Raw genomic sequence first — 18,010 nt, forward strand, 5'->3', positions numbered from 1 at the left:
GTCGGCGCACCGGCCGCCGTGTCGCTGCCGCATGCCGAACAGGCCCCGGCTCAGCGGCGCCCCGCTGCGAAGAAGGCCGCCCCGGCGGACACCCCCGCGCCCGGCGGGGCGTACGCGCACGGTCAGCTGCTCGTCCTCGACGCCGACACCGAGCGGAATGTGACCGGCTACGGCGCCGGCGGCCTGATCGTGGACGTGCCCGCCAAGTCGCTGCCCGCGCTGGTGGAGTGGACGCTCACCGAGGCGCGGCTGGGGGCGGAGAGGCTGCACGGTTCGGGCAAGGACGCCGACCCGCTGCTGGTGCTCACCGAGGCCGCGTGTGAACGCTACGGGCTGCCCGCCGCCCTGTCGGATTCCGAGCGGCTCGCCGGACGGCTGCCGGAGAGGCACAAGGTCATCAGGCAGCTCGAGCGCGCGGAGTGGCAGCTGACCAAGCGCGGGCTGGGGCCGTGGGCGCGGATCTACCGCCCCGCCCAGGGCAGCCGCCGTCAGTGCGTACAGCTGTGCATCCCCTCCTGGCGGGCCCTGGACGGCCGCGCCTGGGGCCATGCCGCGCAATTGGAACCCGCAGAGCTCGCCCGGGCACTGGGGGTGTACGCGGCCCGGGTGATGACGCCGGTCGGCTCCACCGCCGTGACCGGGCTGCAGCTGATGACCGCGCTCAGCCCGCCGACCCGCGCGAGCGAGCCGGACGCCGACGGCAGGCGGCACCGCGAGCACCGGCCCGGCTCGCTGGGTACGGAGCCGGTGGACCCCGCGCCGTGCGAGGCGATCGACGGGCACCCCGTCCTGGCCCATCTGCCCCGCTTCCACGTGCGCGGGCCCGGCGAGAGGCTGTTCGAGGAGGCCTACGACTGGGCGCGGGACCTGAGCGATGACGAGTGCATGAAGCGGCACCTGGTCGGCCTGGATGTGAACCTCGCCTTCGGTGCGGCCGCCAACGGCGCCGTCGTCGGCCTGGCCTCGCCGCCCGTGCACGTCACCCGCCCCGCCTTCGATGCGGCGGTGCCCGGCTCCTGGCTGGTCGACCTCTCCCACGTCGACCTCGCCCGGGTGAAGGTCGGCAAGCAGTGGCGCGAGATCGACGCCGCGCTGCTGCCCAGCCCGTTCACGCCGACCGGCAACCGCCCCGAGGGCCCGGCCTGGTACGCCACCCCGACGGTCGCCTACGCCGTCGAACTCGGCTACGACGTCACGCCGCTGGAGGCGTGGGTGCGCCGTGAGAGCGGCCGGTTCCTGGACGGCTGGTACAAGCGGCTGCGCGATGCCTACGTCGCCACCATGGCGGACCTCGGCGTCGCGGAGAAGCTGTCCCCGGCCGACTTCCTGAAGGCGATGGACGGCTACAAGAGCCGTGATCCGGAGCTGGGGATCGTGGTGGACGCGGTCAAGATGACCGTGAAGGGCAGCATCGGCAAGCTGCAGGAGAAGGCGCGCGGCGGCGGCTGGAAGCCGGGGCAGGCCTGGCCCGCCCTCGCCCGCCCGACATGGCGCCCCGACATCCGTGCCACCGTCATCTCCCGGGCCCGCATCAACATGCACCGCAAGATGCTGAATCTGGCGGCGGCCACCGGGCAGTACCCGGTCGCGGTCCTCTCCGACTGCGCGGTGTACGCGGCCGACGGCCCCAGCCCGCTGGACGTCCTGCCCTACGGCGCCGACGGCAAGACCGTGCCCGGCAGCTTCCGGCTGGGGGTCTCGCCCGGGATGGTCAAGCACGAGGGCACCCAGAGCGTGCTGTGGGGTGCGGATGTCCTCGAACAGCTCGGCGCAGACGGCCATGTCGCCAACCTCGCCCGCTACATCAAGACCGGCGAGGTCACCGCCAAGGACACCGGAGAATAGGGAGCGTTACGGCGATGGTCACGGTCGGGGAGGAACTCGACAAGGCGGTGCAGGGCGCGTTCACGCGTCCCGTTCCCAAAACGGCCGGGGCGCAGATGCGCTACCTGGTCAAGCAGCACCAGCGCAGCACCCAGCGCGTGGCCGAACTGCTCGGCATCAGCCAGCGCACCGTCGAACGGTACGTGAACAACCAGATCAAAACCCCCCGGCCGCACCTCGCCGAGCGCCTCGAACGCGAAGTCCGCGCACGCTGGCAGCCGCAGATCCGTGCCAGAGCGAAACAGGCTGCGGCCACCACGAGCGGCATCATGATCGATGTCCAGGCCCGGTTCGGCTACACCGCCGCCGCCGGCAGCACCGACCAGGCCCGCGTGCGTCACCTCACCCTCGCCCTGCCGCCCCGTCACGCCGCCCGCCTCCTTGCAGCCCAGGAGGCAGGGGTCGACGAGGACGAGCTGCGTCAGGTCGCGGCCGAGGCCCTGGGTGAGGTGTACTTCCGCGACAACGGCCGCCGCGCCCACGGCCTCGAAGTGGAACTCAAAGACCTCGTCGACCTGCAGTTCGAGCTGTAGCGCGGGCGGGGCACCGGGAGCAGGAGAACAGGAACTGAGCCGAAGCACGATGGTTGTCACCAAGGCAGGCGTGCTGTCACCAGGCCCGCCGGGCAGCGAGTGCCGAGCAGGGTTCCGGACCGCGGTGCAGTCTCAGGTGTCCACCCCGGCCTCCCACTTGCGTCGGCGCAGCACGTAGTCGCTGAAGAGGTGTCGGCTCCGGTCGAGCAGTTCCCCCACCTCCGCATCACCGCGCCGCGCGTCCGCCGACGGATGCCAGCGCTGCGCGGATTGGCCGGCCCAGGTGCGCAGCTTCACATCCGGGTCCTCCAACAGGCCGACCGCCGCCCGTAGCGCCACGATGCCGCCGCGCGCGTCGAGCAGCCGGAACGCACCGACGCGGACGTGCCGCGGCCGCTCGGAGCTGGTGCGCTCCAACAGCCAGTCGGCAGGCAGTTCCTTGACCGAGGGCAGCAGGGCGACGGCCGTCTCGCGGACGACACCGGCGGCAGGGTCGTCGAGGAGCGGCCGCAACTGGTCCGCGTCCGCGCAGTCCAGTGCCCGCAGCCCTGCCACCGCTCGCGCCCGCACCCCTGCCGCCGGGTGCACGAGCAGCGGCCACAACAGCCCTGCGTCCGCGCGGTTCCCGCACTCGGCCAGCCCGATGACCGCACCGGGCGGCAACTCGGGGTCGTCCGCAGCCGTGCACCGCTCCCGGTACCAGGCCGCCGGATCACCTCCCTGCTGTCGTACGACATACCGTGCGCAAGCACGCACGAGCGCGGAACGGTCGCTGAGAAACGTCTCCGCCTGCTCTGACCGCCCCGCCCGTCTCAGCGCGGTGACGCCGGCCGAACGGACATGTGGGTTGCGCGCGGACAGCAGTGGAGGCAGCACATCCTCGTAGGCCTCCTCATCCCCAAGAACCGTGAGCGCCGCTGTGGCACACAGGTCCTGGACCACGGTGTCCTGGTCCCGGGCGGCCGCGCGGGCCAGCTCGGCGGGACGGAGCAGTCGGCCTTCGACGGCCAGCCGGTAGGCGAACCGACGGACGATGCGGTCGGGGTCAGCGAAGAGTACAGCGAGCTGCCCGTGAGATGCCTGACGCAGAATGTGGCCGAGCGCATCGACACCGAAGGCGCCTCTGTCGCGGCGGCCGACGCGGAGGATGAGCGGCGCGAGGTCGAGGGCAGAGTCGATATTCAGGGCCTCGCACAGCAGTTGTCGGGCGCGCTCGCGCACCGGCTCGACCCAGTCGGTGCAGCGGATCACGATCAACGGCAGCAGGCCGGGGTACCGGACCGACTGGCGCAGGGCCTCCTGACGGATCCGCCCGTCGCGGTGGCAGAGGGCGAGTGCGAGCCGGGACTCGCCGAGCTGCGTGAGGTCGGCGGGCAGTGGGGCGGAGTGTTCCCACCCCGGCAGGAACTGCGGGCGGTACCAGGCCACCTCGCGTACTGCTGCGTCCAGCGCGAGCCAGTCAGCGGGGTCGGCGACATCGAGCGTGCTCTGCAGCGGCGCACCTCCCGCGAGCCGCATCGCTGCCGCTGCCCTGTCCTCGATGTCCTCGAGCATTTCCGCCCCTCCAGCAGTCGTACCAGGCGATCGTAGGGGCGGGGATCGCACAGGGCGCTCGAAATACGGCCCGTGATGGCCGAGGGCCGCCGCCCGGCACCCACCACAAGGCGCACGCTCGCCAACAGTCGGGTGGCGACGCCTACGGGGAGTCCTCGGCTCCCGCACCGTGGTGGGGGGCGTCGCAGGTCATGCGGGTGCGGGCCGTGTGGCCTGCATCGACGCGGCGTACTCGTCGGCCGCCGTGACGTCCTCGGGGGCTGCCCACCCGTCGTAGCGGGTGCCCAGGGCTGTGGTGGCCGTTCGGGGGACGAGGCGGCTGTACAGAAGAGCGTCGACGAACTGTGGGAGATCCCGTTCCTCGCCGTGGTCCCAGCTGGCGTGAACAGGGCCGTGCCAGAACGGGCTGGGGTCGCAGACCTCCGCGCAGGCCACGACGCTGAACCGGCGCACGAGCGGGTGCAGACGGATCCACGGCCCGTCCGGCCCTGCGGGACGGTACAGGCGGGCGGCGGGCACCCGGTCGAGCCAGCGCGCGGCGCGGTGCGTGAACCAGACCACGCCGAGGCCGTCGTCCTGGTAGCGGCGGGTGCGCTCGAGGACCTCGTCGACCGACGCGGAGGAGACCTGCGCCTCCAGAGCGGTCCGCGCTCCTGACAGCGCGGTGACGAGGACGTCGGCCCGCCAGCCGCCGTGCGCGGCGCGCACCTCCAGCTCCGCCCGGTGGCCGGTCTCCCGCGCGGCGGCGGCCAAGGCCCTCTTGAGAGCGCGGTGTTCCTCCGTCTCGCCGGCGGCCGCGCAGGTGGTGCTGCGGCGGTCGTGTGCGAAGAACCGCCCACCGCGTCCGGACACCTTCGCGTGCATCGCCAGCCCGCATTCCGTGCAGGCCAAAACCGGCCTCGGCCGCACCCGGTACACCGCCTCCCAGGCCATGCCGACACCGAGACCGTCGAGGGTCACATCCAGCGTCCCGTGCCCGTGCAGGCGCGCGGTCAGTGGCATCGGCACGCTCCCCTTTCACTGATCGGCTGCGGGTATCCCTCCAGCCTGCCCGCCCAGTAGCCACAAAGTCGACCGGCCCGCACGTGAGTTGCCCCAGCGAAGCATGACCCGGCACCGGGCGGCGGGCGGCGGCCCGCTGGCGCGTGGGGTCCGATCAGGAGACCGGCAGGCGGCGAGGGGCCCGGCGAGAATCACGAGCGGCCTCCGGCTGCGGGCGGCTGTACAGAAATCTGCGGCACGTAGTTGCATCTGGTGGGCGTCGATGTCGCCTGCGGTGATTCGTGCGTCGCGTAGTTCCTGTGTGGGGCGGGCGGGAGTTGGCCAATCGCGGCCTGGAGGCTGCGGGCGTGCTGGCGGACGGTCGCGTCCCGCCACGGGTCGGTACTGAGGCGACGGGCAGGGCAGTAAGGTGCGCGGCTTCGGGCTTGCCTGGGTGGTGGGCTGCGCGTTCGGCGATGTGGTCGGTGTTGCGCAGGGCGGGTGTGTGGCGGATCGAGGCGGAGGGTGAGGACTGGCAGCGGCATCTGCCATCGCCTCCGGTTGCGCAGGTAGTCGATACGATTGATCACCACTTTTGGCGTATGCGTGCTGTTGATCACCAGGGGGAAGCAATCGTGTCCAGCCGTGTTCAGTCATTGCAGCAAGGTGATCCGCAGCGTGTCGGCCCCTACCGCGTTGTGGGGCGTCTTGGGTCCGGCGGCATGGGCACCGTGTATGCCGCGCTCAGCGGTGCTGGGGAGCGGATGGCTGTCAAGGTCGTGCATCCGGCGCAGGCCGCCGCCGACGAGTTCCGTGCTCGGTTCCGGCGGGAGGTCCACCTGTCCCAGCGTGTTGCGGGGCCCTGCCTGGTCTCGGTGCTTGATGCTGACCCCGATGCGCCCAGTCCGTGGCTCGCTACCGCTTTCGTACCCGGTCCCACCCTCGACCGGTACGTGGCCGCCAGCGGGCCCCTGGCCGGGGCCCGTCTGTATGCCTTGGCCGTGGGTACCGCAGCAGCATTGTCCGCAGTCCACGAAGCCGGTGTTGTCCACCGGGATGTGAAGCCCCAGAATGTCATTCTGGCGCCTTCGGGACCGATGGTGCTGGACTTCGGCATCGCTCATGCCTTGGACGGGACTTCCGTCACCCGCACTGGCGTGATGACGGGCACGCCGGGGTGGATCAGCCCTGAGCATTACCGCACCGGGACGGTCGGCCCAGAGGGCGATGTGTTCGCCTGGGGTGCCCTGGTCGCCTACGCGGCAACAGGGCGTCTTCCCTTCGGCAGCGGTGCTGCGGACGCCGTGGCTTTTCGTGTCCTGTCCGCCGAGCCCGACCTTGACGGCATGGGCGATGATCTGCGCCAGCTGGTGGATAGGGCCCTGTCGAAGGAACCCTCCAGCCGGCCGGCAGCATCCGAACTCGCGCAAGTGTGTGGTGAGTTGCTTGCCAGCCAGACGACAGCCGTCACCGGGCCCGCCGATCTGCCTCAGCCGACGCTGATAGCCGACTTGGTCGGTCTCAATTGGGATCTGCCGTCCGACGAGCCGGTCTGGCCTGCCCCCTCGAAACGCACCGGCCGTACTCGCCTGTACCTGGCGGTCGTCGCAGCCGCTGCCGTCGTGGGGAGCCTCGGTGGCGTCCTCGTCGCCACGCAGTCATCCACCGCCGCTCGGGGACCGGCCTCCGCACCCGGCGGTCAGAGAACGTCGGCCGCCGGCCTCACGCCTGCAGCGCAGCACTCCGCCAGCCCTGAAACCGGCCCCGCGCTGACCACCTCCGACGTACCGTCATCCTCCTCGCCGATTCCTCGTTCTTCGCCTGCCCCCTCTCCCGCTTACACCCGCAGCGACAGCGCTCAGCCCACCGTTGAGGAGTGGGCCGCCGCCCGGGTACCGGCCACACAGGCGGAGAAAGCCGCCGCACAGCGCCTGCGCGAGGGCGCTGCTCCCGTCCTTCAAGGGCAGCAGTACATGGGCGACGAAGTGACCGTCACATTCAACCCCTCGGCGCAGACGATGTTCGTCACCTTCGGCCCTGGAAGCTACCCCGAAGGGCAGAGCTACCAGGACGATGCCGACTGGACCGACATCGTCCGCGGTCTGATGTTCGGCAGCTGCGCAGAAGCCCAGCAGACCTTCCACGACGACATCACCTGGCCCTACGGTCGTGCCGCCGTCGTCTACCGCGAGTCGATGGCCAGCCCCCTCATCGCCAACTTCCGAGAGGTCACCCACACCGACAGCTGCCGCGTATAGCCGCAACACCTCCGCAGAAACCACGGACTCCTACTGCAGGGCCGCAGGGGGCGCGCGGGAGTGTCTAATTTAGACACTCCCACCGCACGCCGGTCATCTGCATGATGGCGTGCGGATCACCCCGGTGCCGTCTCGAGTGTGGCACTGGCGGATCATGCGTACGACGTTATCGCCGTTCGACTGCCCCGGGGAGTGGGCTGGCGGCGCCCCGGGCCACCTGCAGCGCCACCGCCAGCCGCGGGCGCGGCGCGGGCCGACGCTGGCCTGTGGACACCGCACCATCTCCCGTCAGGCCGCGGCCGAGATCCAAGCCAGCGGCAGCGCCCCCCTCTTGAGCCGTCAAGGGGCACGGGGAGAACAGGTCCGGCCGATCCGAGCCTCGCGGCTCGAGACCATCTGGTTCCCCGGGCCCTGTCCCGCGCGCCGTCGTCCCCGTCACTCGCCCGGCATCAAAGCGTCGTCGCATATTCGGCGGGGAAGAGGTCGGCGAGGACGCCGCCTGCCGCACAGAGTTCCTCAAGGGCTCCGCGGGTAAGTGGCCGAGCCGACTCGGCCAACGTCTCGCCCACGCCGGGCAGGTAGGCGATCGTCTCATCGGTCACGAACGCGAGACGCCAGCCGCAGTCGGCGGCGATCAGGACGACTCCATCGCACCGGCGATAGTGCCGTGCCGCGACGACCAGACGGGGCACGCGCGCGTCGATGAACGGGGCGGTTATGCCGCGGACATCGAGCCGGAGCTGGACGGCCGTTACACCCGGCGACGCTGCCAGCCTCAGCTCGTCCAGGCCGAACTCTTCAGCCGTGCGGGCGCACCAGAGGTCGTCGTCGATGAAGTCGATGGCGGCGAGGAGCTGATCGTCGGCCACGTCACAGGTGATGTTTTGTCTGGTTATAGCGGATAGGTAATGGCTTGTCGTCTCGGTCGGATCGAGCAGGCCGTGGGCGAGGGCCGCCGCAAGGACCGGTTTGACGGCGACGACGCGTTCGCGCCGGTCGCTGCCAGGCTGAATCACCAGCCAGCACAGAGCCGCGACGGTTTCAGGCAGCCAGGCGGGCAGCCGGTTGAGCACTTGCGTTCGGGTCGGCGCGTCGAGCTGGTCGAGCCAGCCGTCGCCCTGGCCGGTCCCTACGAACGGCCGCAGCCACAGCTGCCATATCTCGTCCAGGTCGTCGTCGGTGAGCTCGGCCCGCTCCGGATGGCGGGCTTGGTCGAGGCGGAGGTGGGCGAGGGTAATGGCCATCACGGCGAAGTTCCCGGCGGGGGCGAACGGATCGACCCATACAAGGCGTGGATCGGTTTGCGCGGCGGCCCAGCGGCGCAGGACGTTCCGGGCGCGCATCCGGATTCGCGTGGACGGCTTCCAGGAGCGGGGCGGCCTGTGCTCACCGTGGTCAGGTTGCTCGTGTGTGCGGTCGAGAAGCTGTGCGAGCAGCGAATGCGGATGCGGGCTGGCGATGGTCGGGGTACGGGCGCGGAGTGCCTCGAGCAGTTCGACGAGCGGTTCGGCGCCATCGAGCGTATGGCGCCTCCACACGCGGTTGTAGACACTCGCCCGGGGGTCGCGTGCGAGCTGTTCACGTTCGAGGCGGTCCCACAGGTCGTCATCCGTCTGTTCACCGTGCTCGCCACGGGCCTCCGTTGCGGTACCGGTGGTCGTGGCCAGTTCGCTGACATCCATGGTGAGGTTGCGGTGCAGCCGGATGAGTGCCCGGCCGAGAGGTGTGTCCAGATCTGCGCCGTGGAGTTCGGGGGGAATGTCGCCGCCGGAGCGGGCCGAGTTCTTGATGAGCGTGGCGGCGAGGGCGACGGGGTCATCAACGATGACACGGTTCGACAGGACTTGCTCGTCGCCGTCGAGGAGTTGGACAAGTCGGCCTTCCAGCGGCCCGGCGGTCAGCGCACGGCCGTTGTCGCCGGCGGTGAGGGGCTGATGACATGTGAGGTCGTCGAGGAGCCAGTCGTCGCTCCAGGGTGGCTCGGTCGTGATCTCGATCCGGCCATCGGGAAGCGCGGTGGCGGTCACAAGCTGCGCTGTGGGGGATTCCGGCTCCGGGTGGGTGCGGAAGCTGAGGGACGTCAGAGCTCGGAGACTGTGTTCCCGAACCGCCACGCCGGGCGGCACGAAAGCGGCCCGAACCTCGTCGGTCTCCAGCGGGGCAAGGACAGCGAGTTCGATGTTGCCCTGGGCGGCGTGGGTCAGCCTGAGCGCGGCGCTCGAGAGGTTCGCCGATCCGGACACTAGCCACGCTCGCGGTCCCGCCAGGATGCCGATGAGCTTTGCGTGGACGAACTGATCGGGCTCATAGGCAGCCACGGACACGCCAGCGCCGCTTGCGGCAAGCCGCTCGGCGAGTCGCTCGCCGTTGACGCTCGTCGACCCGGTGACGAAGAGCTTCACCCTTTCGGGCTTCAGCATGTCGAGCAGGGCGCCGACTGCGACGGCATTAGCGTCGTAGAAGGGAGCGGCCAGCCACAGCTCGTTCACCCGAACTCCCGACTCGGCGACTACGGCCGCAAGCTGGTCGGCGATCGGGGTGTCAAGGTTGTGCAGCAGGGGCGATGGCACGTGCTGGGTGGCCACAGCCGGGGACGGGATCTGGCCTTCGAGGTGCTGGAACCGTGCGGCGAGCGTGGTGTCACCGACTATGCCGACGAGGCGCCGCATCCACGATCGCCACGCGGCGATGGCGGCGTCGCCGACAGGGGTGCCAGACCGGAAGGTGGTGAACGCCTCGCGGCCATCGTCCAGACCTCCGGCCGACAGGTTTCCGGAACCGACCAGCAGCGTGGCCCTGGCACCGGTGACCGCCAAATAGGACTTGGGGTGGAATGCCCCGCTGATCCGGACCCCGCGCAGGAGCCAGCGGCGGTTCACGGTTGCGAGCGTGTCGGCGCGCTCCGCTGGTATGCGGGCAAGGCTGGTGGTGAGACGCCGATGGTCAGCCAGCACGGCGATGTTGAGCGGCGGTTCGCCGAGCCGGGCGAGCAGGAACTCGTTGAACAGTCCGAGATCCATGGTGTACGTCGTGGCCCATAGCGCCTGCGCGCCGCCGGTGAAGAGTTCGACGATGGGCTGGACTGTGGGTATCACCGGACCGTTTTCGGGAGTGTCCGTCATCCGAGGACCTCTTCGACGAATCTCATTCCCCGTGCGGTCAGAGTTGCAGGACTTTTATCGTCGGCGGTCTCGCTCCACAAGCCGAGGTCCCAAGTGAGGGACGACAAGGGCGCATTGCGAACAGCTGCCAGCGGGAACCGCCCGATTCCGTGGTCGTAGAAGCGCAGCAGGCCGTCCTCCCAACGGAAGCGGAAGGTGAGTTCCGGCAGCTTCGAGTACGCGATCCGCTCATGGACGGGGATGACGAACCGTGACACCAGCCACCACAACGTGTCCGCCACAGTGGGGCTATCGGCCAGATGGCTGCCCAGGGCTGCGATGACGCCAGCGATCGAGGGCTGCCATCCCGACCTGATGCCGGCGGCCTTCTGCCAGCCGTCTCCTGCGCGGCCTTCCATCCGGCGGGCCAGCTCAAGCACCACCACAAGACCGGAGGAGGCGGTATCGAGCCGGCTGGTGAGCCGTCGCAGATCGTCCAGCGGTGCAGTTGCCACATCCACGTCGGTGCCATCGGCATCCGAAACGGCGAGCGTCCCGGCCGCCAGCTGGGCGGCGAGGGCAGTGGTCAAAGAGGTCGGGTCAAGGTCCGGTTGCCCGGCAGCCAGACCAGCAGCGACCCTGCGCACCTCATCCCAAGTGAGGCCGCGGCCAAGATCACGGGTGCGGGTCAGGCCGGCTCGGCAGAACTCGGACCAAACCGAGCAAAGTGCCTCCTGCCAGACGTCTTTGGCTATCAGCGCAGCCCACTGACCCGCTACCACGGCATGGGCTTCGCTGCGGGGCGCCGGCGGCGACCACAGCGCGTCCCGGTACGCGGTCTCCGAGGCGACGACGCTCGGGGCAGTGTCGAGGAGCGAGAGGTAGTGGCCAACGCTGAGGCGCCGTTGCCGCACCCCCGCCTCCGAGAACACCTCCCCGACCACTGTCGGACCATCGTCGACGCCCAGCAGTTCGCTGTTTTCCCCGACCACGGTGGAGAGCACTTCGGCGTCCGGGGTGTCCGTACCGAACAGCGCAGCGTGGACGGCGTCACGCTCTTCAGGCAGCTCCCGCAGTCGGCACAAACAGGCGACATGGGCGTACTCATCGATCACATCGGCCGGCAGGTCGTCGGCCGCCCACATGGCACGCTGGTAGTACGCGGTGTGCTCCACGGCCGACTTGAATGTGTTCGCGAGCCGCCGAGCCCGGTCGGTATCGTAGAGCACGTCGATGGGGATCGGCCGACCGCCGAGCAGCGTCCCTGTTCTGGCCACGATGCCGAACTCGGCCATCGGCGAACGGTAGTACAGCCCGTAGCCGCCAAAGGCGCTCTCCACCGATTCACCCCGCCCATAGGGCCCCGGCCCCATCGCCAGGCCGCTCAGTTTGCGGGCCCCCACTGGACTCGATCCGCAGTCCCGGGGGCAGCGCAGTACAGCCAGGCCGTACTCCCACTCCCGACGTTTGATGAATGCCGACAGCGTATTGCCGTCAGCCGCGAGGTGCCGGTCGCGGTACTCGGCGAGCAGGAAGGCGTGGAACGAGAAGTAGCGGGCCCGCCGCGACAACTCCAGGATGCCGGGAAGCAGGACCGGCATCAGCCGGTCCTGCGTGGTCGTCTGGAGTCCGAGCGGGTCCCGGCCTTCTTTGAGTTTCAGCGAGGCCTCGATCCAGGCGGGTGCAGGCACCTTCGTCCCGTCTGCCCTCAGCCCCTCAAACTTCGCTGTCACCTGTTCGCGTCTCCCATGCGCCGACTGCAGAGGTTCACCGTAGAGGTCCGGTCGCGAGCAGGGCACGACCGAGAACTCGAGTTCCGAAAAAACGCCGCAGCTGTTGGAGGAAGGAGCGCAGCAGGTCAGTGGCCCGGTACCCGCCGCTACCTGACATACCAGCTGCAGCAGGCGCTCAGGCCGCGAAACTGCCCGCGGTGGCAAAGAAGCAGGCGCCGTCCGGGGCTGCCAATCGTCGGTATTTTCGCCGCCTGTGGCCGTTCTGAACGTGCTGCCTCATGACCGGCAAACCCACCGCGCCTGCACGGTCGGACCGCAGGTCACCGTCAAGTGCGCGGAATGCGGCGCTGTCATCCGCCGACGGCGCGGTGAAGGCGGGCCGCCCGGTGGAGGGACGATCCGTGGCGACTGCAGCGGGAACAGCAGCCCGCCACCATGGCCGGAGGCTTGCGCGTCATGACCGCGCACATTCGGGCGGCTCGGGGACCCGGTGGCGGGCCGCCGTGTCCGCCGAACACCGCTTCCACATCACCCAGTTGGTCATGGAGGCCGACGCGCAGCTGGTGGAGCTGCGCGGCGTGCACAGCGGCACCACCCCCGAGGTGAGCCCACACCCTGCTCCAGCACCTCAGTGAGAGTGCCGCCCTGATCGATCTCCGTTCAGGCCCTTAATCCGCTCCGCGGCAGGCCTGGTTGGCGCCCGATCTGGCGGGTCCTCTCGTCGCGAGTAGCGCCTCCCGTCTGCGGAGAGGAAACGGGAAACAGTGCCATTTGCCTTGTCCGTCCAGTCAGGAGTGCCGCACTCTTTCGTGCAGCAACCCTCTTGCACCTGGATGGACGGTCCTGGAGGTTTCCGTGCCACAGCCGTCCAGCGAGTTCGGCGAAGAGCTGAGGAAGCGGCGCTTGGGCGCCGGATTGAGTCTGACAGCGCTATCCGCGGTCGTGCACTACAGCAAGGCGCAGTTGAGCAAGGTCGAACGAGGCATCAAGGCGCCCAGCCGTGATCTGGCTCGGTTGTGCGACGCCGCCCTCCACGCCGGCGGAGCGCTGATCGCTCTGATCGCCCCGCCCGCTACTGACGTACCGAAGGAACCGGCTCCCTACGGGGTCAACGAGGAGGAGTGGGTGATGCAACTGTCACCGGATGGTTCGAGCGGGTTTCAGCCCGTGGGTCGGCGGCAGGTCGTTAGCGCCGGGGCAGCCTCGCTGATGAACTGGCGTACGGGCGGCCAAAGCCGCGTATCGCAGAGCGGGGGCGTGGGGATGCTGGATGCATCCCGTTCGCTGTTCACGCACTACCGGCGGCTCGGCCAGAGCGTTGAGCCCGGCTTCCTGCTGCCCGGGCTGATAGCGCAGACCCATACACTGCGGGAGTTGTCCGCACACGTGGATTCCCGCACCCGCCAGGAGTTGCTGGCGCTGGGCTCCCGGTACGCCGAGTACGTCGGCTGGCTGGTGCAGGAGACGGGTGACGAGCAGGCGGCGCTGTGGTGGACGCAGCGCGCGGTAGACCTTGCTGCAGCCGGTGGCGACCGGGCACTGGCCGGGTATGCGCTGGTCCGGCGGGCCCTGGTCACGCTGTATCAGGACGATGCCGAGCAGACCGTTGCTCTGGCACGTCGGGCGCAGAGCGGCACGCTCCCGCCGCGGATCCGGGGTCTTGCCGCGCAGCGCGAGGCGCAGGGGCACGCTCTCGCCGGCGATGGTGACGCGTGTTTACGCGCTCTGGACCGGGCCCGGACACTGCTGGCCCGCCAGGAAAGCGAGGGCGACGCTCCCGTGATCGGCAGCATGCATCTGCCTGACTCGGCCGGCATGATCACCGGGTGGTGTCTGTTCGACCTCGGCCAGATGCGGAGGGCAGCTGAGGAATTGGACCGCCAACTTGCGCTGGTGTCGCCTGATGCGGTGCGTACGCAGGTGCGTTACGGCGTACGCCGGGCGCTGGCTTATGCGTCGCACGGTGAGATCGACCACGCGTGCGCATTGGCGGCGCCGCTGCTCGACGGAGTGGAGGCTGTCCGGTCCGCGACCGTGACGATCGACCTCCGTCGCCTCTCCCGCGTCTTGGCCCGCTATTCCGGCCACGCCCTGGTGCGCCGGCTGGAGCCACGCCTGGCAGTGCTATCCCGACTCCCTGTCTCCTGAGAGGAACCTGGCATGCCCGACGTGTTCATCAACTACCGCACAGGGGACGGCAATGAAATCGCCGCCCTGATCGACAACGAGCTTGCCAACCGTTTCGGCAAGGACCGGGCGTTTCGCGCCTCGAGGTCCATCCCTCCGGGCTCCACCTACCCCGACGCCCTCCTCATGAGCGTGCGCCGCAGCGCACTGGTGCTGGCGATCATCGGGGCCGACTGGCTCAACTTCCAGTCCAGGCTGCGCGACCCGGAGGACTGGGTCCGCAAGGAGATTGTGGAGGCGTTCAACTGCGGAGTGCCGGTGGTGCCCGTCCTCGCAGGCAGGGGGACGGAACGCCTGCGCAAGGAAAGACTGCCGGACGAGCTGGCGAGGCTGGCCGAACTGCAGTCCGTGCGGCTGGACACACAGAACGGCGAAGCGGACTTGAAGCGCCTGGGCGACCTGGTAGCCGAGATGGTTCCCGAGCTGTACGACCTCGAGCACGCCGAAGTACCGACGCCTGCTCCCGGCTCCGTCTCCAATTCGGCTGGCGCCGTCAGCGGAACGGCCGTGCAGAGCCGTGACTTCACCGGAGATGTCGGCAACACCGTGATCAAAGGATCGACCGGTCCTGTGCATTCCGGCCAGGGAAATATCTACCAGAACTCGCGCCATGTTTCAGGTGACCGGCACTACTCGGGCGACGGCATGACGAGCATCGAGGGTGATCAGCGTGGTGACATCCGCCACCGGTTCGGTGACTCGGGCCAGCCCGAGGACGACGAACGGTGAGCGATACGTTCACCACGCGCGTCGAGCAGCCCGGCGGGCCGGTGCACGCCGGCTCGGGTGACTTCTACAGCTACACCGTCAATGTGGGCCTTGGTGACCAGGAGACGCCCGGCCGAAGTCCGCGCCGCATCGCAGATGACCAGCTCCGCCTTCTTCGGCAGCAGTTCGTCGACCCCGCCGGGATGGGCATGGCACGCCGGGTGCTCGACGGCAGCAGTACCGTGATCCTGCACGGCGCTCCTGGCAGCGGCAGGACCGCGGCAGCCTGCGTCCTGCTGTACGAGGTTCACCAGGGCACCGGTATCTTCCGCGAGCTTCTGCCCGGGGAGGAGGAGGGGGCCCTCACCGATCCGGGCCTGGTCGGCGTCGGTGACCGGCTGCTGTTGAACCTTGCCGAGGCGGACGTCTCCCAGTGGGCTCAGACGCGTAGGGACCTGTCTGCTCTGCGCAAGGCCGTGCAGGAACAGCAGGCGCATCTGGTGGTCGTCATGCCGCATGATGGCGCCTTGGAGTCTCACCTCCAGCCCTACCGAGCCGATATTGCGCGCCCGCCGGCCATGGAGGTCTTCCGGCGGCATCTGCGTCTCCACCGGCTACCGTACGAGGAGTACCTGGTTCCTGCCCCGGCGCTAGATGAATTCCTGGCAGAACAGCCGCCGATGGAGGAGATCGCGCACTTCGCCGACCGCGTTCGCCGAGCCCGTGCGGCGTCTCCGGTTCGTGGGGGGTTCGCCGCTTGGTGCGAGCAGTCCCGCGACGCGCGCACTCAGTGGCGCAAGGAGGTCGCCGAACTCGTCTCGACGAAGTGCGCCGCCCAGCAGCGGGCGCTGCTGTTTGCCGCCGCCATGCTCCACGGCGCGCATGCTGACGTCGTCCACCGCGGCGCCGCACTTCTGCTCAGCACCCTCAACACGCCTCGGGACGAGACGCCTTTACTCGAAGGCAAAGACCTGGCCGAGCGCTTGGCGGAGATCGGTGCAGCAGCCGGTCCGGATGGCCGCGTGCGGTTCGACAGGCTGGACTACGACGCCGCGGTCCGCGCCCACTTCTGGGACCACATGCCTGACCTGCGGCACCTGTTCAGCTCCTGGACCGCCCAGAGTGCGGAGCTGGACGATCCGCATATCACTTCGGATCTACGCAAGCGACTGGTGGGCCGGCTCGCCGACCAGTACTTGCGCACCGGACGGGGAAACGATTTGGCATTCCTGGCGGAGGAGTGGAGCGCTGCGCCCACGAGCCGTGCCCGGCTGGAGGCCGCTGTGGACACATTGGCCTGCGGTCTGAACGACCCGCGCTACGGCCGAAGCCTGCGGATGCTCGTCTACTACTGGTGTAAGGGGAAGCATCTGACGGGGAACCTCGCGCATGTTCTCCTACGCGCCTGCACTGACGTGATCGCCCCCACTCACCCTGACCAGGCCGTGACCCGCTTACATCACCTGGCCCGCCGGGAACGCGGCGCCACCCCCGCTCTCGATGCGTTGTGCCGCCTGGCAGCGACCAGTGCCCGACTTCGCCGCCGCATGCTCGACCGCCTCACCTGTCATTCGGCCGCACCGACCGTCGACGCCCGCCTCTTCCTGCGGATCTGCGACCCCGTGGCACTCACGGACCCAGCAGGCGCACTGCGCCCGCTCATCGACGAAAAGGGCGTCCAGGACTGCGCGGTAGCAGGCTGGGCGGAGGCACTCGCCCGACTACCGCAGCCGCACTGGCAGCCGTACGCCGAACGATGGCTGCACACAGCCTGCACCGCCGACAAAAGTCGCGACCGGCTGCTCGCTCTGTTGGTCGATGCCGCGGGCCGAAACGGCAGCACCCTCGCAGCGCTGTACTCGGCCGCCCGCGCCGCAGAGCCCGCCGCCCCAGGTGGGCGGGCATCCGGCGCCGCAACCACCGAACACCTACTCCAGAAGATCTCCACGGCCCAGGGCCTACGCCCGTCGGCCGCACCGCCCAGGGGGACCACACGATGACCACCGGCCGCAAGACGACGATCGTTTTCCTCACCGTCCTGTGTGCCCTACTGCTGACCATCCTCGGCCTGGTGCAGGAATGGCCCGCATGGGCGTGGGCCGCCCTGGCCCTCGCCGTCATCGGCGCTCCCGCGGCAGCCTTCAAGATCGCAGCGACACGCCGCGGCTCTCTACCCGCCGACTTCACGAACTTCCTCCCCGCCGCTCCGATCGAGCGCAGGGAACACCACGTCAGCCGCGTCGCACTGCCCAGCCGATGGCCCGACTACGACTTCGTGTTCTCCGCCACCGTACGGTGGCACCCTCTCGAAACCCACGGCGACGACCCCGTCCTCAACCCGGCAGGCCTCGCCGTCGAAGCGGTGCTGGACCGCGCCCGCACGCTCACCGAACAGCGGGAGCCCGGCCGGGCCTCACTCGTCCAGCACGAACTGAGCGGTGCCCTCAGCAGAATGCGTCCGGACCACACCGGCCATCTCCAAGTCATGGCAGAAAACGTCACGCTCACCTTGCACGAACCCGACCAGGAACGGCTGACCAAACTCGCTGAGATCCGCAAGGACAAGGCGGTCTGGGAACACCAGCGCACATACGAGAAGAGCAAGCGCGAGTACCTGGGCGACGACGTACTCAAGGACACTGGCAGCGCGGTGGTCTGGTGGCTGGCCAAGAACGACAACCACGTAGAGAAGACCGTGGCAGACCTCGGTCTCCTTGCCCAGCTCACATCCGCAGCCAACGACGCCGATATCCCCGAGCGGCTTCAGGACCTCATCCCCACGTCCAGCGAGACCTCCACGCCTGCCGAACGGGAACCGACAGCTTCTGACCACTTCGATGCCTTCCTCACCGGCATGGGCTTCACCAGCGGAGATGACCGACGGGGAATGCTCACCAAGCAGATCGCCGACATCATCAGAACGCAGGACAAACACGAGACGGCTGATGAACTGCTGCGCCGCTACGACCCGCCAGCAGCCTTCACTTCCAACGCGGGCGACCAGCCAGAAGAGCCAGAACACCCCAGATGACGCAGACGGCCGAATACCCGGAGCTCAGATCTACTTGAAG

The 18,010-nt window shown here is 69.2% G+C and carries 12 protein-coding genes; 8 read left to right on the forward strand and 4 right to left on the reverse strand.

The features are described 5' to 3' along the window. On the forward strand, positions 1–1,845 hold a 1,845-nt coding region (tap, locus tag AWZ10_RS39560; RefSeq protein WP_060893472.1), incomplete at its 5' end, for a telomere-associated protein Tap. Positions 1,846–1,859: 14 nt separating this feature from the next. Further along, positions 1,860–2,417, forward strand: coding sequence for a telomere-protecting terminal protein Tpg (gene tpg, locus AWZ10_RS39565; protein WP_060893473.1), 558 nt, complete (start codon positions 1,860–1,862; stop codon positions 2,415–2,417). Positions 2,418–2,549: 132 nt separating this feature from the next. On the opposite strand, the gene AWZ10_RS39570 is transcribed toward tpg, so the two are convergent. Continuing rightward, positions 2,550–3,971 (reverse strand): hypothetical protein, encoded by a 1,422-nt coding sequence (locus AWZ10_RS39570; protein ID WP_208618636.1) that lies wholly within the window; start codon positions 3,969–3,971, stop codon positions 2,550–2,552. Between the two features lie 189 nt (positions 3,972–4,160). Continuing rightward, entirely contained in the window at positions 4,161–4,973 is an 813-nt protein-coding gene (locus AWZ10_RS39575) for a competence protein CoiA family protein (protein WP_060893474.1), read from the reverse strand. Between the two features lie 614 nt (positions 4,974–5,587). On the opposite strand from AWZ10_RS39575, the gene AWZ10_RS39580 reads away from it, so the two are divergent. Further along, complete coding sequence (locus tag AWZ10_RS39580; protein ID WP_244172707.1) at positions 5,588–7,210, forward strand: serine/threonine-protein kinase; 1,623 nt, start codon at positions 5,588–5,590, stop codon at positions 7,208–7,210. Between the two features lie 449 nt (positions 7,211–7,659). On the opposite strand, the gene AWZ10_RS39585 is transcribed toward AWZ10_RS39580, so the two are convergent. Continuing rightward, positions 7,660–10,332: a phospholipase D-like domain-containing protein gene (locus tag AWZ10_RS39585; protein WP_060893475.1), complete on the reverse strand. Its 2,673-nt coding sequence runs from the start codon at positions 10,330–10,332 to the stop codon at positions 7,660–7,662. Then, the gene (locus AWZ10_RS39590) at positions 10,329–12,044 is read right to left on the reverse strand and encodes a trypsin-like peptidase domain-containing protein (RefSeq protein ID WP_060893476.1); all 1,716 of its coding nucleotides are present in this window, start codon (positions 12,042–12,044) and stop codon (positions 10,329–10,331) included. The genes AWZ10_RS39585 and AWZ10_RS39590 overlap by 4 nt, the downstream gene beginning before the upstream one ends. Positions 12,045–12,547: 503 nt before the next feature. On the opposite strand from AWZ10_RS39590, the gene AWZ10_RS55370 reads away from it, so the two are divergent. From AWZ10_RS55370 to AWZ10_RS54570, 5 genes are all read left to right on the forward strand, one after another. Then, positions 12,548–12,679 (forward strand): hypothetical protein, encoded by a 132-nt coding sequence (locus AWZ10_RS55370; protein WP_279616671.1) that lies wholly within the window; start codon positions 12,548–12,550, stop codon positions 12,677–12,679. Between the two features lie 220 nt (positions 12,680–12,899). After that, positions 12,900–14,192 carry a helix-turn-helix domain-containing protein gene (locus tag AWZ10_RS39595; RefSeq protein ID WP_060893477.1) on the forward strand — a complete coding sequence of 431 codons (1,293 nt, stop codon included), beginning with the start codon at positions 12,900–12,902 and terminating at the stop codon, positions 14,190–14,192. Between the two features lie 12 nt (positions 14,193–14,204). After that, the gene (locus AWZ10_RS39600; protein WP_060893478.1) at positions 14,205–14,960 is read left to right on the forward strand and encodes a TIR domain-containing protein; all 756 of its coding nucleotides are present in this window, start codon (positions 14,205–14,207) and stop codon (positions 14,958–14,960) included. Continuing rightward, positions 14,957–16,939: a hypothetical protein gene (locus AWZ10_RS39605; protein ID WP_060893479.1), complete on the forward strand. Its 1,983-nt coding sequence runs from the start codon at positions 14,957–14,959 to the stop codon at positions 16,937–16,939. Before AWZ10_RS39600 ends, AWZ10_RS39605 begins: the two co-directional genes overlap by 4 nt. Then, a complete protein-coding gene (locus AWZ10_RS54570; RefSeq protein WP_244172708.1) occupies positions 16,936–17,970 on the forward strand; it encodes a hypothetical protein in 1,035 nt (344 codons plus the stop codon). The genes AWZ10_RS39605 and AWZ10_RS54570 overlap by 4 nt, the downstream gene beginning before the upstream one ends. The last annotated feature ends 40 nt before the right edge of the window (positions 17,971–18,010 follow it).

It is taken from the genome of Streptomyces europaeiscabiei (assembly GCF_001550375.1).
Lineage (GTDB): Bacteria > Actinomycetota > Actinomycetes > Streptomycetales > Streptomycetaceae > Streptomyces > Streptomyces europaeiscabiei.